Annotated in this window: 15 protein-coding genes; 5 read left to right on the forward strand and 10 right to left on the reverse strand. The window is 70.8% G+C overall.

Features of this window, described 5'->3' with window-relative positions; all coding sequences use genetic code 11:
• Positions 1-116: 116 nt before the first annotated feature.
• The 4 genes from EFL26_RS05065 to EFL26_RS05080 form a co-directional block, all read right to left on the reverse strand.
• Positions 117-1298, reverse strand: a complete 1182-nt coding sequence (locus EFL26_RS05065) for an NERD domain-containing protein (RefSeq protein ID WP_123221816.1) — start codon at positions 1296-1298, stop codon at positions 117-119.
• 111 nt (positions 1299-1409) lie between these two features.
• Positions 1410-2177 carry a DUF2182 domain-containing protein gene (locus tag EFL26_RS05070; protein WP_123221817.1) on the reverse strand — a complete coding sequence of 256 codons (768 nt, stop codon included), beginning with the start codon at positions 2175-2177 and terminating at the stop codon, positions 1410-1412.
• Positions 2178-2181: 4 nt separating this feature from the next.
• Positions 2182-2787 carry a DUF1326 domain-containing protein gene (locus EFL26_RS05075; RefSeq protein ID WP_123221818.1) on the reverse strand — a complete coding sequence of 202 codons (606 nt, stop codon included), beginning with the start codon at positions 2785-2787 and terminating at the stop codon, positions 2182-2184.
• Between the two features lie 42 nt (positions 2788-2829).
• Positions 2830-3420: a hypothetical protein gene (locus EFL26_RS05080; protein ID WP_123221819.1), complete on the reverse strand. Its 591-nt coding sequence runs from the start codon at positions 3418-3420 to the stop codon at positions 2830-2832.
• Positions 3421-3796: 376 nt separating this feature from the next.
• On the opposite strand from EFL26_RS05080, the gene EFL26_RS05085 reads away from it, so the two are divergent.
• A complete protein-coding gene (locus EFL26_RS05085; protein WP_123221820.1) occupies positions 3797-4438 on the forward strand; it encodes a class I SAM-dependent methyltransferase in 642 nt (213 codons plus the stop codon).
• A 3-nt stretch (positions 4439-4441) separates the two neighbouring features.
• On the opposite strand, the gene EFL26_RS05090 is transcribed toward EFL26_RS05085, so the two are convergent.
• Positions 4442-6112 carry an N-acetylmuramoyl-L-alanine amidase gene (locus tag EFL26_RS05090; protein WP_123221821.1) on the reverse strand — a complete coding sequence of 557 codons (1671 nt, stop codon included), beginning with the start codon at positions 6110-6112 and terminating at the stop codon, positions 4442-4444.
• A 231-nt stretch (positions 6113-6343) separates the two neighbouring features.
• Between EFL26_RS05090 and EFL26_RS05095 the strand changes: the two genes are divergently transcribed.
• The 3 genes from EFL26_RS05095 (at position 6344) to EFL26_RS05105 (ending at position 9496) form a co-directional block, all read left to right on the forward strand.
• Entirely contained in the window at positions 6344-7483 is a 1140-nt protein-coding gene (locus tag EFL26_RS05095; RefSeq protein WP_123221822.1) for an NAD(P)/FAD-dependent oxidoreductase, read from the forward strand.
• Positions 7484-7650: 167 nt separating this feature from the next.
• Positions 7651-8139 carry an RNA polymerase sigma factor gene (locus tag EFL26_RS05100; protein WP_123221823.1) on the forward strand — a complete coding sequence of 163 codons (489 nt, stop codon included), beginning with the start codon at positions 7651-7653 and terminating at the stop codon, positions 8137-8139.
• Positions 8132-9496, forward strand: coding sequence for a hypothetical protein (locus EFL26_RS05105; protein WP_123221824.1), 1365 nt, complete (start codon positions 8132-8134; stop codon positions 9494-9496). The genes EFL26_RS05100 and EFL26_RS05105 overlap by 8 nt, the downstream gene beginning before the upstream one ends.
• A gap of 5 nt (positions 9497-9501) precedes the next feature.
• Here the strand turns inward: EFL26_RS05105 and EFL26_RS05110 are convergent, their stop codons facing one another.
• From EFL26_RS05110 to EFL26_RS05130, 5 genes are all read right to left on the reverse strand, one after another.
• Positions 9502-10161: a response regulator gene (locus EFL26_RS05110; RefSeq protein WP_123221825.1), complete on the reverse strand. Its 660-nt coding sequence runs from the start codon at positions 10159-10161 to the stop codon at positions 9502-9504.
• Positions 10158-12248: a sensor histidine kinase gene (locus EFL26_RS05115; RefSeq protein ID WP_123221826.1), complete on the reverse strand. Its 2091-nt coding sequence runs from the start codon at positions 12246-12248 to the stop codon at positions 10158-10160. The genes EFL26_RS05110 and EFL26_RS05115 overlap by 4 nt, the downstream gene beginning before the upstream one ends.
• Before the next feature lie 29 nt (positions 12249-12277).
• The gene (locus tag EFL26_RS05120; RefSeq protein ID WP_123221827.1) at positions 12278-13009 is read right to left on the reverse strand and encodes a hypothetical protein; all 732 of its coding nucleotides are present in this window, start codon (positions 13007-13009) and stop codon (positions 12278-12280) included.
• Between the two features lie 120 nt (positions 13010-13129).
• Positions 13130-15586 carry an excinuclease ABC subunit UvrA gene (gene uvrA, locus EFL26_RS05125; RefSeq protein ID WP_123221828.1) on the reverse strand — a complete coding sequence of 819 codons (2457 nt, stop codon included), beginning with the start codon at positions 15584-15586 and terminating at the stop codon, positions 13130-13132.
• A gap of 106 nt (positions 15587-15692) precedes the next feature.
• Positions 15693-16889 (reverse strand): NERD domain-containing protein, encoded by a 1197-nt coding sequence (locus EFL26_RS05130; protein WP_123221829.1) that lies wholly within the window; start codon positions 16887-16889, stop codon positions 15693-15695.
• A gap of 97 nt (positions 16890-16986) precedes the next feature.
• Here EFL26_RS05130 and EFL26_RS05135 point away from each other — a divergent pair, with 97 nt between their 5' ends.
• Positions 16987-20073: a DEAD/DEAH box helicase gene (locus EFL26_RS05135; protein ID WP_123221830.1), complete on the forward strand. Its 3087-nt coding sequence runs from the start codon at positions 16987-16989 to the stop codon at positions 20071-20073.
• The last annotated feature ends 54 nt before the right edge of the window (positions 20074-20127 follow it).

Below are 20127 nucleotides of genomic sequence, written 5' to 3' on the forward strand. Positions count from 1 at the left end.
GACGAGCGTGCTGTCCAAGGGGACTGGGGTCATGACGGTGGACTCCTGGCGGGTCGGGGCTCTTCGCACAGTCTGTACCCGAGGTCACGAGTCCGGAGACGTTTGACGCCGCCTGGTCACACCACCCAGCGCACCGTCCGCGCCAGCCCGGGCCCGACGTCGAGACGCACGGACGCGATCCGTACGTCGCTCGGCACCTCGAAGACCAGCGCGCCGGACAAGGTGTGGTGGGCCCGCACCGTCGGCGACCCGCTGACCACGCGGCCGCCCTGCACAGCCGGGTAGTCGGCGCTCGGCGCATAGGTGACGCCGGCACTGTCGACCAGCGCGAGCCGGGTGTTGCCGTCCCACACCCAGCGCTGGTCGCCCCGGTTCTCCAGGCGCATCGTCACCGCCACCAGCCGGTGCCCTGCCGGGGGCTTCGTGCCCTTCCCGACCACGTGGGTGTCGACGACGGAGGCGACGGTCATCGCCAGCTCCGGGTGGCCGTCGCCCGCGGCCACCGTCTGCGTCGTACCCACGGGCTTGGCCGGAGCGACCAGGTTCTGCACGCGCTGTGACGCCGCGTTCGTCAGCGCATGAATCACTGTCGGCACCATCGCGACGGCGAGGACGAGGGCGGACACGGCGAGGGCGAAGCGCGTCACGCGCGGCCCGCGCCGTCGGGGGCCGAGCCGGGGCCGTGGACGCGCGGGGCGTGGACCCCACGGGTCGCGGACCGGCACGCCCTGCACCGGCGGAGGTGCCGCCGTCGCAGCCGGGAAGAGACCACGGGTGAGCACCGGCAGCAGTCGGTCGATGGTCGCGGCGTGCAGGACGGCCGGCCGCGAGGTGAGCATGTCGTTGAGGTTCGCGGTCGAGCAGACCATCACGTCGCGCGCCCAGCCCGCGACCGGCTCCTCGCGCACGAAGCACAGCACCGGCACGGCCGGCACCTGCCCGATCACCCCGGTCACGGCGAGGGCGGCGTCGGCGATCGACGCGACCTCCTTCTCCCGGGACCGACCGTTCTGCCGGAGCACGTCGCCGGCCACGGCCACCGTGCCGCTCCAGTGCTTGCTGTCGATCACGAAGACTCCGCCCGGACCGATCACCACGTGGTCGATGTTGGCGCGCCGCCGACCCGGCCACCGTACGTCGTGCAGGACCGTCCACTCCGGGGGCAGCAGCGCCAGCGCGCGGGCGGTCGCCTCCTCGCCGGCCGCGCCACGCTCCCAGGCGTCGGCGACCCGCGTCAGACGCTCGGCCTTCTCACGCCGCTTGCGCGCGATCTCGCGCGCGGACTCCCCCGCGCTCATGGCATCCCTCCTGCCCCCTCCCGGCGAGGGTAGGGGCGACCGGAGGACGCGCGCGGGGAAACGGTGCAAATCGGGCGCCGCCTGCCGGTTGAGGTGCGACGCCCCCGCCGCTCACATCGACATGGTCTGGTGCAGGCCCGGCAGCAGCGCCGGGTGAGCGGGCACCAGGACCGCGAACCCGATGATCGCGAGCCCGAGCACCTTGCTCAGCCCGACTCCGTGGCGCCACGTCTTCTCGAGGAGCACGACTCCCGCGATCGCTGCCATCCAGACCAGGCTCATGATGCCGACCACCAACAGGACGACCATCAGCCCCCAGCAGCAGCCCACGCAGAACGCCCCGTGACGCACCCCGACCTTGAGGTCGCGCGCGCGACCCGTCACGGCTCCGTACTGCAGCAGGAACGAGACCGGCGACCGGCAGTGACCCAGGCAGAAGTCCTTGGCCGGCGTGAGCTGGTACATCCCGGCCGCGACGAGCGCACCCGCACCGACCCAGGGCGCGCCGCCGGGCGACTGACGGGCGAGCTCGTCCCCCGCGCGAGCCAGCCCGAAAGCCACCAGACCGACGGCACTCCACGCCGTGAGGTAACCGGCCACGAGGCTGGTCGTGCGCCACGTGCGCACTCGACGCGAGGGCTCGCCGCGGAGCCGGTGCAGGTACAGCGACACGACGGGGTGCACCGAGGGCAGCATCATCGCGGCCATCATCACGGTCCAGAGCGCGACGAACCCGACGACGTCGAGGCCCATCGTGCCCGGCGCGGCGGGCATGTCCGCGGCGTACCAGACCGTCACGACCCAGGCGGCCAGCGAGCAGCCGACCAGCACCACCGTGCTCGTGGAGCGGAGTGCCGCTCCACGAGCCGTGTCCGTCATCGCGCTAGCCCGACCAGGCGAACGGCGCGGAGAAGGAGTTCTTCCCGCTGGTGTCCCAGCTCAGGCCGAACGCGTCGACCTTCGCCGAGGTCGCGGTCCCGGCGGCGAGCGTGTCCGCGGGGAAGCCGACCCCGCTGACCCGGATCCCCTTGCCGGTGGCGTCCAGCGGGGAGACGAAGTCGGCGACACTCACGTCGACCATGTCGCCGACCCGGACGCTGTGGTTGCGCCCGTCGTCGGCGTACTCGATCGGCGCCGGGCCCCCGCCCACCATCTCCCCGATCAGCGGAGCGAGGTCGGCCAGCGGTCCGCCGGCCTGGCCGCCGAAGATGGCGTTGATCGCCTCCGTCTGCTCCGCGCTGGCCTTGTCGTCGACCAGCAGCGCTGCGCGCCAGTTGCCCTCGGTCATCAGGGCCGGGGTGTCGGCGAGCATGCACACGGTGATCCCGGAGAGGTCGAGGTCGTCCGACCTGCCGGAGTCGATGTGGAAGGCGAGCATGACGGTGCACCGCTCGGTGTCGGCGGCCACGGTCAGGCCGGACGTCGAGCACGGGCACACCATGTCGCAGCTGCAGTTCTCGAAGTAGGTTCCCTCAATCTGCCAAGCCATGGCTGATCCCTTCAGGTCGAAGAGGGTGGATCCGGACGACGGTCACGCGGACGCGAACCACGGGTGGCGCAGGTCGTAGTAGCGCGCCCCGGCCATCGCCTTGCCGAGGACGTCACGGACCTCGGGCGGCGGCTCGAGCCGCTCGCCCTTCCGCGCGCTCTCCTCGTCGGTGAAGGCGACAGTCTGGGTGAACGTCCCGTCGTCCGCGACGCCGACCACACCGCCGATCACCTCCGGGCGCATCTCCCGCAGGTCGTCGGTCGTGGACATGAGCGTCTCGATCAGGCGGCGATCGTCGACCTTGCCCTGGATGACCTGGACGAAGCCGGCGTCGTCGGACCCGCCGTCGAGGAAGGTCATGGCGTCGTCGTAGTCGTGGAACTCCAGTGGAGCGTCCAGCGCCGCGGCGAGCTTCGCGGCCCAGGCGTCCTGCTCGGGCCGGGCGGAGTTCGCCATCGCCTCCTCACGGGAGTTGAACCGGACCACAGCGACGAACTGGTCGTCGTCGGTGACCCCGAAGGTGGCGCCGAGCCAGCCCTTGGCCCCGGCGGCGAGCTCGGAGCTCCACGTGTCGAGGACGGCACGTACGTCGTCGGGGCGACGGCACGGAGCCTGCATCACCTGGATGAACATGCGCTCTCCCGACGGATCGCACGGTGGGCCTGGTCGAGCGTGTGGACAACAGAGGTCATCGCAACGCCTCTCGCTTGCATCAACGTTGATCGCGATTCGCGGATCCCCGGCGAGCACTCCCGTCCGGGTAGATCCGGCGGGCCCGACCCCGAGCTCGGGTCTTGGCGGTGTCGGGCCGACGTGTCGGCCTCCGCTGAGAGTAATCCCGGCCGCTCGTCCCACGCGAGACCCGAATAGACCACCTGGTTCAGCAAATCCGTCGGGGCATGCGGTTCGTCGCTGCGTCGCGACTCGAGGACGGGCCGTCCTCCCCCGCCCTCCCGGGAGCGCCGAAAAGCAGACGGGGCGCGGGCTCCTCGTCGCCTACCATCCAACGATGCCCGACGACTGGCTGTCCGACGCCCGCACCTCCTACGACGCCGACGCCTCCGGGTACGCCGACGAGGTGCGCGGCCTCCTCGACGAGCACCCCTTCCTCCGCTTGAGCCTCGCCTGGCTGGCCGAGCACGTGCGCGACGTCGGAGGGGGTCCGGTCGCGGACGTCGGCTGCGGCCCCGGTCACGTCACCCGCTACCTCCACGATCTCGGCCTGGACGCCTTCGGCATCGACCTGTCCCCCGAGATGGTCGAGCTCGCGCGGCGCGACCACCCCGGCCTGCGGTTCGAGGTCGGCTCGATGACCGACCTCGACCTGCCCGACGACGCGGTCGCCGGCGTGCTCGCCTTCTGGTCGGTGATCCACGTGCCCGACCCCGTCGTACCGACGGTCTTCGCGCAGTTCCGCCGCGTGCTCCGCCCCGGCGGCCCGCTGCTCGTCGGCTTCCACGTCGGCGACCGGACGATCCGCTCGACGCAGGGCTACACCGGCCGCGAGATCGGCGTCGACAGCCACCGGCGCCGCCCCGAGCAGGTGTCCCGCTGGCTGCGCGACGCCGGGTTCACCATCGACGGCGAGCTCCTCATGCGCCCGTACGACGACGTCCCGGGCGCGATCGTCTTCGCCACCAGCCCCGCCTGAGGCTCACGTCGTGCAGCTGACCCGCTTCTTCACCAGCGAGCACTGCACGGTGCGCGTCGCCCGACTCTGTTGCCCGTCGGTGAGCGTCACGGTGTAGCTGCCCTTCGCGGCGTACGTGACACTCACCGGCGATCCAGAGGCGCCCTTGCCGTTCCCGAAGGTCCAGGTGAGCGTCGGCGTGCCCTGCCCCGCGAAGGTGCAGGTGGCGCCGCTGCACGACGCCGACGTGATCGTCGCAGGCGTGGTGACCGTGACCGGGCCGGCGGAGGCGGAGGTGCCGCAGCCCACGCTGTTGCACGCCCGCACGGCGTAGTAGTAGCTCCCCGCGGCCGGCTTGTCGGTCGCGCTGGTCGCGCTGCCGCTGTAGATCGGCGTGGTCGACGTCGAGACGGTCGACGTCGCGCCCCGGAAGACTTCGTACCGGCTGATCGCCGCTCCTCCGTCGCTGGTGGGCGCGGTCCACGAGAGCGCGACCGACCCTGCGCCGCCCGAGGCGGTCAGGCTCGACGGGGCCGCGGGCGCGGTCGCGGTCGAGCCGGCCATCCGGCTCGCGACGTCGCTGCGGATCGTGGGCAGCTGGGCGTACAGGTTGCCGCCGGGACACGCGGTCGCCTCCCAGTCGCGGTGACCGGAGATGGTCGCGACGTCCTTGGCGGCGCCCGTGACCGGGTTGACGTAGTGGACGCTGCCGGTCGGCTTCAGCCCGTGGCGGGTCGCGAGCGAAGCGAGGAGGCCCTCGAGGCCGTCGACCGCCGCCGTCGGCGGCGTGGTGCTGCCCGAGCACGCCGTGGTCGGCTCGTAGCAGCCCATCAGCGCGACGCCGGCGTTGCCGGAGTTGTAGTTCGCCACGTGTGCGCCGGTGACGACCTGGTCCGTGCTCGTCTGGTGGGCGAAGTCCGAGCCGTCGCCGCCGTCGTACAGGCAGGACCGGCTGGTGTGTCCGGAGTTTCGGCCTTCGTAGACCACGCCGTGGCCGTCCACGAGGTACTGGTAGCCGATGTCGGACCACCCGTTGGTCTGCACGTGGTAGCTGTAGATCGCGCGGACCGTCGCGCCGTAGTCCTGGGTGAGGTCGTTCGAGCCGGCGGTGTGGTGCACGGTCAGCGCCTGCAGGGGGAAGTAGGTCTGCGTGTCGCCCTTCGCCCACCCGCTCAGGGACTCGTCAGCACCCCAGTCCGCGCGCGACCGGCACGACGCGGAGGCGGACGCGGCGTCCGACCGGGCCTTGCCGACGGTGAGGGTCGGGCCGTCGGTCGTGTTGATCGCCGCCGCCCGCCAGTGGCTCGCGCCCGCCGGCAGGTTGCGCACCTGGTACGCCGTGGCGCGGTCCACGCTGACCAGGGCCCCGGTGAAGTGACCCGTGGACTGCGCTCCGTCCTGGTCGAGGTCCTGCCAGGCGGTCCACGCGCCGTCGACGCGGAACCGCGCCTGCCCGTACGCCGAGGGGTCGTGGGCCTCGAGCGGCGCACCCGAGGGCAGGTCCGCGACGAGTCCGAAGTACTCGATCGGGAAGCCCACGGCGACCGCGCCCACGCCGACCGGACGGGTGTCGTTGAGAGCACGGTGGCTGCTCACGGCGTACGCCGCGGGAACGGCGGCAAGGACCACCGAGGCGAGCAGCGTGGCGACGGCGACCGCTGCGGCGCGTGCGAGGAAGGGGCGGTGAGGAGACATCAGGGGCCTTCCGAGGCGAGTGTGGACCCGACGGGAAAGCCACCATCCGACGAAAGGCCGAACCCGGTCCCCCCACTGGGCCGAAGGAGCCATCGTAGGTGACTTTCGGCCCGATACCCACCGATCGTGAGGACCTCGCTCGAGACGAGCGCGACCTGACCGACCACCCGCACGGGGCATACCGGGGAGCAGCCCCCGCCCCTACAGTCGCGGTGGGAGGAAGGGGCGCACATGCGGGTGCTCGTGCTCGGCGCGGGGTTCGGCGGTCTCGAGCTCAGCACGCGTCTCTCCGAGGCGCTCGGCGACGACGTCGAGGTCACCCTGCTCGACAAGGCCGACGGCTTCGTCTTCGGGTTCTCCAAGCTCGACGTGATGTTCGGCCGGACCACCGCGCCGGCGGTCCAGCACGCCTACCGCGACCTCGCCCGGCCCGGCGTACGGTTCGTGCAGACCGAGGTCCTCGCCATCGACCCGGTCGCCCGCGCCGTGAAGACCGATGCCGGCACGTTCGAGGGTGACGTCCTGGTGATCGCCCTCGGGGCGGACCTCGACCCCGCCGCGACCCCGGGGCTGGTCGAGTGCGGCCACGAGTTCTACACCGTCGCCGGCGCGTTCGCTCTCCGCGAGGTGCTGGAGCGGTTCGACGGAGGACGCGTCGTCGTCGGCGTCACCTCGACGCCGTTCAAGTGCCCGCCGGCACCGAGCGAGGCTGCCCTGCTGGTGCACGACCACCTCCTCCGACGCGGCCTGCGCGACCGCAGCGAGGTCGCCCTGGTGATGCCGTTCGGCATACCGATCCCGCCGTCGCCGGCCGCGTCCCGCGCGCTGCTGGACGCCTTCGCCGAGCGCGGCATCGCCTGGCACCCGGAGCGACTCGTTCGCTCCCTCGACCCGGACCGCCGTGTCGCGGTCACGGCCGAGGGCGACGAGCTGCCGTTCGACCTCTTCCTCGGCGTACCGAAGCACTGCGCGCCCCAGGTCGTCGCCGACTCCGGCCTGTGCGTCGACGGCTGGATCCCGGTCGACCCCGCGACCCTCGAGACGGCGTACCCGGGCGTCTACGCCGTCGGCGACGTCACCAGCGTCGGCACCCCGAAGGCCGGCGTCTTCTCCGAGCGCCAGGCCGCGGTCGTCGCCGACGAGATCATCGCCCGCGCCAGCGGCGGCCGCTTCGAGCCGTACGACGGCCGCGGCATCTGCTACCTGGAGTTCGGCAACGACGAGGTCGCCCGCGTCGACGTCACGTTCCTCCCGGGCCGGGCGCCGTCGGGCGACTTCGACGCGGCGTCCGACGAGCTCGCGGCCGACAAGGCGGAGTTCGGCACCAGCCGGATCCGGCGCTGGTTCGGCCGGGAGTGGTCGGCGCACTGAGCCGACCCTTCGCCCTGCTGTCGGGCCATCGGTGACGACACCGGGCTGCCTGCGGTCGGGTCCACGCCGACCACGGCGAGCCAAGGGCTGACGGCGAAATCCGTCGGGAACCAGGACTGCCGCTCGCGCCTCGTAGGGATGAGACTCGAACCGGACGGAGGTGGCTCATGCGCGACGCGGTCGACCTCCACGAGCTGTTCGACGCGGCGTACGCGCGCCTGGTCGTCCAGCTCTACGCGATCTGCGGCGACATGGCCGACGCCGAGGACGCCGTCCAGGACGCCTTCGTCACCGCGATCCGCAAGCAGCGTCAGCTCCAGCACGTCAGCAACCCCGAGGCCTGGGTCCGCACGGTCGCGGTGAGCCGGGTGCGGGGCGGCTGGCGGCACGCGGCCGTCGTACGCCGCTACCAGCCGCGGGTGCCCGGGCCGCAGACGCCCGTCGAGGTCGGGCCGGAGCACGTCGCGATCGTGACGGCGTTGTCCGACCTCGACGTCGACCAGCGCATCGTGGTCGTGCTGCACCACCTGGTCGACCTCGGCACCGCGGAGATCGCCGCGGAGCTCGGGATCCCCGAGGGGACGGTCAAGTCGCGGTTGGCCCGCGCGCGGGCGCGGCTCGCAGCGCTGTTGGAGGAGGAGCCTCGTCATGCTTGATCTCCAGCCGCTGACCCGCCTGCGCGAGCAGGTCCAGCCGCCGTCGTACGACGCACTCACCGACACCGCGCGCCGCCGCGACCGTCGCGCCGTCGTCCTCACGGCAGCGGGATCCGCCGCCGTCGTCCTCGCCGTCGCCGCGGGCGCCCTGGTGGCCGCCCGGGGCGAACCCGACTCCGCGCCCGCACCGGTGATCACGCCGACCCCGACCCCGACTCCGTCGCCCACGCCATCCCCGACGCATCACTCGGCGACCTCGATGACGCCGCGCGAGGTCGTGCTGTCCGACAACGCGCACCTGCAGTGGACCGCTGTGTCCGCCGACGACCCGGACTTCCGGGTCTCGGTCTGGGAGGCGGTGTGCACGTGGTGTCCCCGGTCGCCACGCGACTCGCGGTTCGCCCATCCGTCGTTCCTGGGCATGGCGATCACGAAGGACGGGTTCGCCACCGCGACGTACCGGCACACAGGTCCGCTCGAGTTCGAGGAGGGCGGACTGCGCCCGGTCCACGTGGTGTCGCCCGGGCCCGGACTGCTGCTGCTCGTGGACGGCTCGAACGGCGGCGTGTGGCTGGTGCGCGACGACGGGACGGTCACCCATGAGGCAGAGTCGACTGACGCGACGCCGACCGGCGACCCGCGGGCCTGGTTCGTCTGCCAGACCGGCTACGACCACCCGCCCTGGGTGAATCCGCCCATCCCCTCGACCACGTGGTGCAAGCTCGATCCCGACGCGAACACCGTGCACGTGCTCGGCAGCTCCTGGTGGGGAATGGACGAGATCGGGCACGACACGGTCTCCGTCGCCGGCCCGGCGTCCGGGTCCGTGCGCTGGGGGCTTCGCAACCAGAGCTTCGACCGGCTCGTCGGGTGGTGGGACGCCGGTGGCTCGCGGCACGCCAAGGACTTCGGGCCGGCGGACGCGAGCGGCGCCGTCGGCAATGCCCCGGCCGGCGTGATGTCCTACTGGGCCTGGTCCAAGGGCTCGGCGACGCTGACGGTCTACACGAGCTCCGACCAGGGCGCGTCGTGGCAGAGGTCGACGTTGCCCGCGCCGTACCGGCCGATCAGGTACTACGACTTCAAGCTCGCCTGGACGCCGGACGGCGCCCTGCTCGGGCGACAGGAGGACGCCTTCGAGGTCACCGACAGCTCTGGCAACACGGACCTCGGCATCCGGCTGTGGCGCAGCGCGTCCGGCGGCGCCTTCACCAAGGTCTACGAGGGGAACGCGGGAACTCCCGCCCCCGGGTACACCTACCCCACGCTCACCGTCGTCGGCGGCCGGATCTGGTCGAAGGGGCTCTGGTCCGACGACGACGGCGTCACCTGGAACGCCGTCCCCCGCTGGCGCTGAACGGCTCAGCCCTTGCCGAACCCGGCCTCGCGCGCCTTCACGATCGCCTCGGCCCGGCCGTTCGCGTGCAGCTTGGCGTAGATGCCGGACACCGTGTTGCGCACGGTCTTGTTGGAGACGAAGAGCTTGCGTGCGATCGCGTCGTTGCTGGCGCCGGCCGCGAGCAGGTTCAGCACCTCGCGCTCGCGCTCGGTCAGGTCGGCCAGCGTCGGGAGCGTGGGCGTTGTCGAGGCAGGGGCCTGGAACAACGAGGCCACGCGCCCGGCCAGCCGCGCGCCGAACACCATGCCGCCCTCGTGCGCCGCGCGCACTGCGCCGAGCACCTCCGTGGCGCCCGACCCCTTGAGCAGGTAGCCCGACGCTCCCGCCCGGATCGCGCTCACCACGGTGTCGTCGTCCTCGTTCATGGTCAGCATCACGACCCGCACGTCCGGATGCGCGGCGGTGATCCGCCGCGTCGCCTCGATGCCGTCGAGCTCGCCGGGCATCTGGATGTCCATCACGACCACGTCCGGCTGCTCGGTCGCGACCAGCGCCAGGGCCTCCGCGGCGTCGGCGGCCTGGCCGACGACGTGGGTGCCCTCCATCGCGGTGAGCAGGGAGACCAGCCCGTCCCGCACGATCGCGTGGTCGTCGACGACGACCACCCCGATGCTGTCGCTCATGCCCCGTCCTTCCCGTTGACTCCCAGCGGCAGCACCGCCCGGACGACCGTCCCACCCGACGGCGGGCAGCTGACCTCGGTGTGCCCGCCCAGCTCGGCCGCACGCTCGCGCACCGACAGCAGGCCGACCCCGGCCTGCACGTCCGCGCCGATGCCGACCCCGTCGTCGGCGATCTCCACCACCAGCTCTGTACCCGTCCGCTCCAGCCGCACCCGCGCCGAGCCGGCCTGCGCGTGCCGCGCGACGTTGGTCAGCGACTCGGCGACGATCCGGTACGCCGCGACCTCGACCGCGGCCGACAGCGTGCCGAGGTCGGCCGCCTCCACGGACACCGGCAGCTGCTGGTGCTCGGCGAGCTGGCGCACGGCTCCGACGAGGCCGCGGTCGTCGAGGGCCGGGGGCCGCAGCTCGTGCACGAGGCGGCGTACGTCGGCGACGATCTCCTGCACGTGGTCGCGCACCGTGTCGATCTGCGCGGTCGCGCCGTCCGGGTCGGACGACACGAGCAGCCGCGCGGTCTCGAGCTGGTAGACGACGCCGGCCATCGCCGGACCCAGGCCGTCGTGCAGGTCGCGCCGGATCCGCCGGCGCTCCTCCTCGCGCGTGGTCACCAATCGCTCGCGGATCGCCTGCAGCTCGTCGGCGAGCCGGCTCGTGCGGGCGGCGGTCGCGGCCTGCCGCACCAGGTCGCCGAGCAGCTTCTCGTCCCGGCTGGACAGCCGGCTGCGCATCCCGCGCGCCGGCAGCACCAGCCGGCCGACCTCGGCCTCGCGGTAGGTGATCGGCAGCATGCGGGTCTGCGTCGGCCGGTCGCCGTACGTCGCGGTGAGCCGCTCGCCGCCGGGGCGGTCGACCTCGACGGCGACATACCCGATCCCGAAGGCGTCGGCGACCGCCTGTGCGACCGCGGCGAGCTGGGCCGGTCCGTCCTCGATCGACTCCAGGCTGGCCGCGAGGCCGGCCATCACGTCGTACCGGTTGCCGCGGCTGCCGAGCACCCAGCCCTGCACCAGGCGGGACAACCGCTGTCGCAGCGGCCCGTACGCGAGCGCGGTGACCAGCAGCACGACCGTGACCAGCTGGCGCTGGCCGAGGTCGCCGAGCGCGTGCGAGAGCAGGGCGACGACGAGCAGGTCGACCCCGAGCAGGCTCAGGGCGACGGCGCCGAGCACGAGCGTGCGGACCAGCAGGTCCTCGACCGGTACGACGGTCGGCCGCACCACCCCGACGGTCATCGCCGCGACCGGCAGCACCGCGACGGCGACGATCACCGCGTCGACGGCCGACCCGAGGTCCAGGAGGCCTACCGCCGTGAGCGTCAGCGCCATCACCAGCACGGCCCAGATCAGCCAGCGCATCCGGTCGCGGTCGGCGGCCGTCGACCGCCGGTAGCGCAGCACGGCGCTGACCATCGCGAACAGGAAGCCCGCGATGGTCAGCACTCCGGTCACCGGCCGGAGGCCGTCGGCCGAGGCGAGCGGCGACAGCGTCAGGTAGTTGAGGTCGACCTCGGGTGGCAGGTGCGCGACGTCGGGCGCGTTGGTCGCAGGCGTGAGCACCACCAGCGCGGCGGCCACGACCATGCCGCCGAGCGCCGCGATGCCGAGGCGACCCAGCCAGCCCGGGAGGAACCGGCCGGTCGGGAAGATGAGGAGCAGCAGCGCGATGCTGAGCGGGAGCACGGAGCCGAAGCGGTTCAGGAACCACAGCGCGAGGTTCGCCCCAGGATCGATCCCGTCGGCGCTGATCGACACGCGCACGTAGGACTGCGAGAACCCGTCCAGCACCCAGACCGCCGCGATCGGGAGCAGCGCCCAGCCGAACCGCTGCCGCGGGTCGTCCCGCGTCACCAGCAGCGCGCACAGGGCGATCGCCAGACCGCCGACGGCGTACGTGACGCCGTACCCCTCGGCCAGGTCGGCTCCTGGCCCGTGGTCGGGCCCGGTGACGTCGAGCACGAGGGACGCGGCGACGAGCAGCAGGCTGGCGACCGCGGTCAGCCAGGCCGCGACGTACGCCGCCCGCGGCGCGCGCCGAAGGCCCGGCATCGTCGATGCCGGGCCTTCGGACGTGATGGTGGTGCTCATGGGTGGTCGTACCGTAAGCCGTCGGCCGCTCAGGCGTTCGCGGAACGGTGCGCCCGGTCGCCGACCAGGAAGCCCACCGAGGTGACGACGAGCCACAGCGCGGCGATCGGGCCGGCCAGGTACTCCAGGGGCGAGATGCCGACCAGCATCGCCAGACCGCCCATGACCAGGCCGACGCGGCCGATCCAGCGCGGCACCACGGACAGGCGGCTGGTGGCGTAGACGGCCACACCGGCCAGGCCGGCGAGCACCCACACCCACGGGATGGTGCCGATCCAGTTGTTGTAGAACGACGCGGTCGAGTCGGGGATCGTCGGCCCGTCCCCGACGCCGAGCGGCATCATGATCTCGGTGTCGAGCCCGGCACCCATGACGGACACGACCGCCGTGCCGAGCAGCCCGGCGAACGCGACCGTCGGGGCGATCGAGTCACCGGCACCCCGACGGAGCCGGCGGAAGAGCCCGGCCGCGAACACGACCATGAGCACCGCGCCGAGCGTGGTGATCGAGTGGAAGGCGAACAGCACGCCCGCCTTGTGCTCGAGCGCGTTCGCGACGCCGTCGGTGGTCCCCTTGAACTCGTCGCGGTAGACGACGTCCACCATCGAGGAGGTCACGATCGTGGCGACGCCCAGGAGGCCGGCGCCCAGACCGCTCAGGGCCCACAGGCGGGAGCCGCTGGGGGTGGTGGTCGCGGTGCGGTCGTCCTCGAAGCTGAGGTCGGAGCGGACCGGGTTGCTGGTGGCGACATGAGTGGACACGGTGTTTCCTTTCTGGTCGGCCGGGGCACGTCGCCTCCGGCAGTGGCCAAACCGTGCCGGGCCCGCTGTCCCGTTGCACAGGGACAACGGGGCAAGGGTTTGTCCCGTCGTCGTCGGCGGTCAGGCGAGGCGCTGGGCGAGGTACGGCGCCGTGCGGCTGTCGCGCGACCGGGCGACCTGCGCCGGCGTGCCGGTCGCGACCACCTGGCCACCGGCGTCGCCGCCGCCCGGGCCGAGGTCGATCACCCAGTCCGCCGTGGCGATCGCGTCCAGGTCGTGCTCGACCAGCACGACCGTGTTGCCGACGTCGACGAGGCGGTGCAGCTGGCGCAGCAGCAGCGCGATGTCCGCAGGGTGCAGCCCAGAGGTCGGCTCGTCGAGCAGGTAGAGCGCGTGCCCGCGCCGGGCGCGCTGCAGCTCGGTCGCGAGCTTGATCCGCTGGGCCTCGCCTCCGCTGAGCTCGGTGGCCGGCTGACCGAGCCGGAGGTAGCCGAGCCCGACGTCGCGCAGGGTCTCCAGGCTCCGCGACGCGGCCGGGACGTCGGCGAGGAACTTCGCGGCCTCGTCGACCGACAGCGCCAGCACGTCGGCGATCGACTTCCCCTCGTAGGTGACCTCGAGGGTCTTCTCGTCGTACCGCGCCCCGTGGCAGGTCGGGCACTTGGCGTACGTGCCCGGCAGGAACAGCAGCTCGACCGCGACGAAGCCCTCCCCCTGGCAGGTCTCGCACCGACCCTCCGGCACGTTGAACGAGAACCGTCCGGCCGAGTAGCGCCGCCTCCTCGCCAGCGGCGTCGCGGCGAACAGCTTGCGGACCGTGTCGAACATCCCTGTGTACGTCGCCAGGTTGGACCGTGGCGTCCGGCCGATCGGGCGCTGGTCGACGACCACGAGCCGGTCGAACGCGTCCAGGCCGCTGACGTCGTGGACGTCGACCTCGAGCTCCGCCGCGTCCGGGTCGTCGGGGGCCAGGCCGAGGTGGCAGCGGACGACCTCGGCAAGCACCTGGGTCACCAGCGTCGACTTGCCGGAGCCGGACACGCCGGACACGGCGGTCAGCACGCACTGCGGGACGTCGACCGAGACGTCTTCGAGGTTGTGTCGGGAGACGCCGCGCAGGTGCAGCCAGCCGTGCGGCTCGCGCAGCGTGTGCTCGAACCCGGCTGCCCGACCGAACAGGTACGCGCTGGTCGCGGACTCCGCGACGTCCTCGAGGTCCGCGACCGGCCCGGAGTGGAGGACGCGCCCGCCCTCCTCACCGGCACCGGGGCCGATGTCGACGACCCAGTCGGCGCGGCGTACGACGTCGAGGTCGTGCTCGACCACGAACAGCGAGTTGCCCGACGCCTTGAGTCGGCCGAGCACGTCGAGCAGCGGCTCGGCGTCGGCCGGGTGCAGGCCGGCCGAGGGCTCGTCGAGCACGTAGACGACGCCGAAGAGTCCCGACCGCAGCTGGGTCGCGATCCGCAGCCGCTGCGCCTCGCCCGGCGAGAGCGTGGTCGAGGAGCGGCCGAGACTGAGGTAGCCGAGCCCGAGGTCCAGCAGCACCTGGATCCGGGCGACCAGGTCGGCGCAGATCCGCACCGCCACCTCGCTGGTCTCGCCGGAGCCTGCGGTCGGGACCGCTGCCCCCGGGTTCGCCAGCTCGGCGATCGGCCGCAGCAGGTCGGCAACCTGGGCCAGCGACATCGCGTTGACCTCGGCGATCGAGTGGGCGGCGAAGCTCACCGCGAGCGCCTCGGGCCGCAGACCGCTCCCGCCGCAGACCGGGCACGGCACGCTGCGGACGAACCGCAGCGCCTTCTCGCGCATCCGCTCGCTCTTGGAGTCGGCGAGCACGTGCATCACGTGCTTCCGCGCGCTCCAGAACGTCCCGTAGTAACCGTAGTCGACCCGGTCGCGCTCCGGCTCGACCAGCACCGACGGCTGCTCGTCGGTGTAGAGCAGCCAGTCGCGGTCCTTCTTGCGCAGCCGGTGCCACGGCTTGTCGATGTCGATGCCGAGGCCGCTGACCACGCTGCGCAGGTTCGCGCCCTGCCAGGCGCCCGGCCAGGCCGCGATCGCACCCTCACGGATGGTCAGCGACGGGTCCGGGACGAGCAGGTCCTCGGCCACGTCGTGCACGACCCCGAGCCCGTGGCAGTGCGGGCACGCCCCGGCCGCGGTGTTCGGGGAGAAGTCCTCCGCCTCCAGCCGCCGAGCACCCTTCGGGTAGGTGCCGGCGCGGGAGAACAGCATGCGCAGCAAGTTCGACAGCGTCGTGATCGTCCCGACCGTCGACCGGCTCGACGGCGCCCCGCGTCTTTGTTGAAGCGCGACCGCGGGAGGCAGCCCGGTGATCTCCTGCACGTGCGGAGCCCCGACCTGCTGGAGCAGCCGCCGCGCGTACGGCGCCACCGACTCGAAGTACCGCCGCTGCGCCTCGGCGTACAACGTGCCGAACGCCAGCGACGACTTCCCCGACCCCGACACCCCGGTGAACGCCACCATCGCGTCCCGCGGGATGTCGACGTCGACGTCCCGCAGGTTGTGTTCACTGGCGCCCCTGACGTGCACGAAGCCGTCGAGGGAAGTCACCCGCGCTCGTTACCCGATCGCCCCGTCCGCACGCCCCGGCGCGCGCTTCGCCGGATCCTGATGGCCCTCTCGAGGAGATCTTGATCCTCGCTCCACCGACCGCGCATCACGGAATGAGCCACTCCACGCTCTCGCCTGAGCCCAGGCCCGTCTGCACAGACACGCGTACAAGCTTCGCTCCATCCGGCACCGCGAAGACGACGAGACCGCGCTGTGCCTTGCCGGGGCGCAGGTTGAACGCCGCCGGCATGAGCTCGCTGGCAGGAAGCGCGGCGTAACTACCGACGCCGGCGTGCTGGCCGTTCGACAACAACGCGGAGAAGCTCAAGTACGGCACCGCAGCACCCCACATCCGGTCGCCGTCGTTGCGGATGGTGTAACGCACACCGACCAGGTGTTCGCCGCGGTGCAGGGCAACGCCTAGGTCCGTCATGGCCACGCGCGTCACTCCGTCGGCCCGGACCCGAAGTGCGGGGTGCGACTCTGTCGCCGCCACGCGCACCACCTCTCCAAATGTGGGCTCGGATGCTCCTGGAGTGTCCCCTCCGCCGTTGCGGCTGTGCGTCGCGCCGGCGTCGATCCCTTTGAGCACCACGCCGATAAGACCGACCGCGAACAAGAGGCCAACCAGGATGAGGAGCAGCCCACAGCCCGCCTTGCCCAGACGGAGCGCAACGTTCCTGGAAATGGGTGGCCGAGGCTGAGGAGGGCTGGGCGGAGGCCATGCCTGGGACACGGACTGAGCTGTCACCGGCCGCCGGGCAGAGGTCAGCTGCCACTGCAGGATCGTGACGGCGCGCCTGATCGACTCCGGCCCGAGGATCGGAGGCATGGCTGCTAGCAGCGCCGCGAGATTCGAGGTCGAACAGATCGTCACGCCTCGTGCCTGCACATCGATCGGCTCAGGCCGGACAAAGCAGAGCACTGGCGTAGCCGGCAGTCCCTGGAGTAACTGAGTGACCGCCAAGGCTGCGTCGGCAGCTGATGCGACTTCGCGCTCTCGACGTCGACCGGACTGATAGAGCACCCCATCGCTTACCCGGATGTCTCCGGTCCAATTCTTGCTGTCGATGACGAAGACACCACCGGGACCGACGACAACGTGATCGATGTTCGCTCGCTGGCGTCCCGGCCACCGCACGTCGTGGAACGTGGTCCAGCCGCGAGTGCTCAGCGTGGCCAAGGCGGCCGCCGTGGCCGCTTCTCCTTGCGCACCGCGCTCCCACAGCGCGGCGCTCCGCTCCAGTCGTGCAGCCTTCTCGCGTTGGCGTCGCGCGATATCGCGAGCCGAGTCCCCCGCCATATTCCTCCCCCTGCAGGCAACTCACGCTAGGGGACCGCACGCGGCCGCACGGGCAATTCCCCTGAAATCGTCCGATCGGCCTGGCAAGCTCGCGCGCATGACCTCACCGCTAAGTGAGGGCCTCCATGAGGCCCTCCTGACGCGTGAGCTCCAGGGCGCCTTATCTCGGGAGACCACGCTCCTGCCAAACCTCGGTCGAGTCGATCCCGAAGATCAGGTGCACGTCCTCGCGCGTCATCTCGCCTCGGCCGCGCTGCGGCGCCTCGAAACCGTGCGCGACCCCGCGAAGCGGCTGGAACTGGCCAACGCGCTCCTGGCTCACATCGCCGATGATTCCCAGCTCGTGATCGATCCAGTGGAGCAACTACAAGCGCTGCGCCCTCCTGCTCGGCCGGGCAGCGTGTCCCGTTACACCGAGCGACCACGTACGCCGCTCAACGACGCGGCACTCCTCACGAATGCGCACGGCGAGCCCTCATTGGCCGCTGAGCTCCGGGCCGAGCTCGATTCGGCTGACTCCGTCGACCTGCTCTGCGCGTTCGTCATGTGGCACGGCCTGCGCCTTCTCGAGAAGCAGCTCGCCACACTCAAGGCGGCCGGCATACCCCTGCGCGTCATCACGACGACCTACATCGGAGGCACAGAGCGTCGCGCGCTCGACCGGCTTGTTCGCGAGTTCGGTGCCGACGTTCGCGTGCAATACGACGCAGCGCGGACTCGTCTGCACGCGAAGGCCTGGATCTTCCATCGCAACACCGGCTACGACACGGCGTATGTCGGCTCGTCTAACCTCACCACCAGCGCCATGTTGGAAGGTGTCGAGTGGAACGTGCGGCTGAGCAACGCGGCGACGCCGGCGCTGATGCAGAAGTTTCGCGCGACCTTTGACTACTACTGGAACGCCGGTGAGTTCGAGCCCTACGACCCTGACCGGGACGGCGAACGGCTTGACCAGGCGCTTGCGCAGGCGCGGGGCGGGAAGCGCAGCGACCGAGTCACGATGTCTCTGTCGGGCTTGGAGGTCCGGCCCTTCTCGTACCAGCAAGAGATGCTGGACATGCTCGAAGTCGAACGAATCGTGCACGATCGCCACCGCAACCTCGTCGTCGCGGCGACCGGAACCGGAAAGACGGTCATCGCGGCGCTCGACTACCGCGGCCTTGTTGAGGGAGCAAACGGCCGCCGCTTAACACTGCTGTTCGTCGCCCACCGCAAAGAAATCCTTGAGCAGTCCCGTCGCATCTACCAAGAGGTCCTCGGTGACGCGAGCTTTGGCGAACTGTACGTCGGCGGTGCCCGACCAGACACGTGGCAACACGTCTTCGCGAGCGTTCAGTCCCTGACGTCGTACGGCGTTCCCAACCTTCCCGCAGACGCCTTCGACATCGTGGTGATCGACGAGTTCCACCACGCCGAAGCGCGCACCTACCGTCGCATCCTCGATCACTTGAAGCCACGAGAATTGCTCGGGCTTACTGCGACGCCGGAACGAGCGGACGGGGTCGACGTTCGCAGCTTCTTCGACGGGCGCACTGCAGCAGAGCTGCGACTTTGGGACGCATTAGGCGCCGACCTTCTGTGTCCGTTCCATTACTTCGCAGTCGCGGACGGCACCGACCTCAGGACCGTGAAGTGGAGTCGTGGACGCTATGACGAGGCCGAGCTGGACAACGTCTTCACCGGCAACGACGTCCGCTCACGGATCGTGCTGAGCCAACTTCGCGACAAGATCTCGGATCTGAGTGCGATGCGTGCCCTCGGGTTCTGCGTCAGCGTTGCACACGCGGAGTACATGACACGCGTCTTTAACGACGCTGGTGTCCCAGCCAAGACTGTGACGGGAGCGACCGCCCCGCACGAACGGGAACTGGCCCTTCGAGAGCTTCGCGACGCGAGCGTCAACGTGCTCTTCACCGTCGACGTCTTCAACGAAGGACTCGATGTGCCGGATGTCGACACACTTCTCATGTTGCGGCCGACGGAGAGTTCCACGATCTTCATGCAGCAGCTTGGCCGTGGGCTCCGACGCACGCGGGACAAGGCCGTCCTGACCGTGTTGGACTTCGTAGGCTTGCATCGCGCCGAGTTTCAGTTCGCCGCCCGGTACCGCGCCTTAACGGGGATTGGCGGACGGCACCTCATCGACCAGGTCGAGAAGGGATTTCCGTTTCTTCCCTCTGGCTGCCAGATCGTCATGGACCGACAGGCACAGGCCTCGATTCTCGAGAACCTGCGCAGCCAGATCAGCACCCGCTGGGCGAAGATCGTCGCGGAGCTCAAGCGTGCGCCGGAACACGACCTCCACGGCTTCCTCGAACACAGCGGCCTTGAGCTGAGCGACATCCTCCGCCGCGGCAGTCATTCCTGGACCCGCCTGCGACGCGACGCCGACCTGCCGACCGCACCTGGATCAGTCTTGGAGGAGAAGTTGCTGAAGCGCGTGCGCGCATTTGCGCACGTCGACGATGACCTTCGCGCCCAGCACTACCAAGCATTGCTTAGTGATGAAGCGCGTTCGTACAGCGAACTCTCTCCACTCGAGCAGAAGCTCGCACGCATGCTCTTCTACTCGTTCTGGAGTGACGGCGGCGGTCATGAGACCTTCGACGCGGGCCTCGCTTCCTTGCGCTCCGAGCGAGCCACCCGGTCGGAGATCCGCTCGGTCATCGACATTGCGTTCGATGCTGCACGGCACGTCACGACCCCATTGCTCGGGGATCTGGGTGAGATCCCACTGCGAATTCATGCCCGCTATCAACGCGAAGAGATCCTCGCCGCCCTCGACTTCCCGCGGAAGCCGAACAGTTTCCGCGAGGGCGTCTGGTACTCCCCCGACCACAACGTCGACATCTTCTTCATCACCCTGAAGAAGTCAGAAGCCGACTACTCCCCAAGCACGATGTACTCCGACTACCCGATCAGTCCGGAGCTCTTCCACTGGGAGTCGCAGTCCACGACATCGGTTCAGTCACAGACGGGCCGGCGCTACCTCAACGGAACGAGCACAGTGCTGCTGTTTGTGCGCCACGAGCAGAAGGATGACTTCGGCACCTCGCCCTATCTGTTCCTCGGGCCCGCCACCTATGTCAGCCACACCGGAGACCGGCCGATCGCGGTCACGTGGAAGCTCAAGACACCGATGCCTACGGACTTCTTCAACTTGACGTCCGCCGTAGCTCCTTAGGCACAGGCAGTGCAAGATCACGTCGGAGCGACTTCATCGCCCAACTCTGCGTCG

Source organism: Nocardioides pocheonensis (assembly GCF_003725535.1).
Lineage (GTDB): Bacteria > Actinomycetota > Actinomycetes > Propionibacteriales > Nocardioidaceae > Marmoricola > Marmoricola pocheonensis.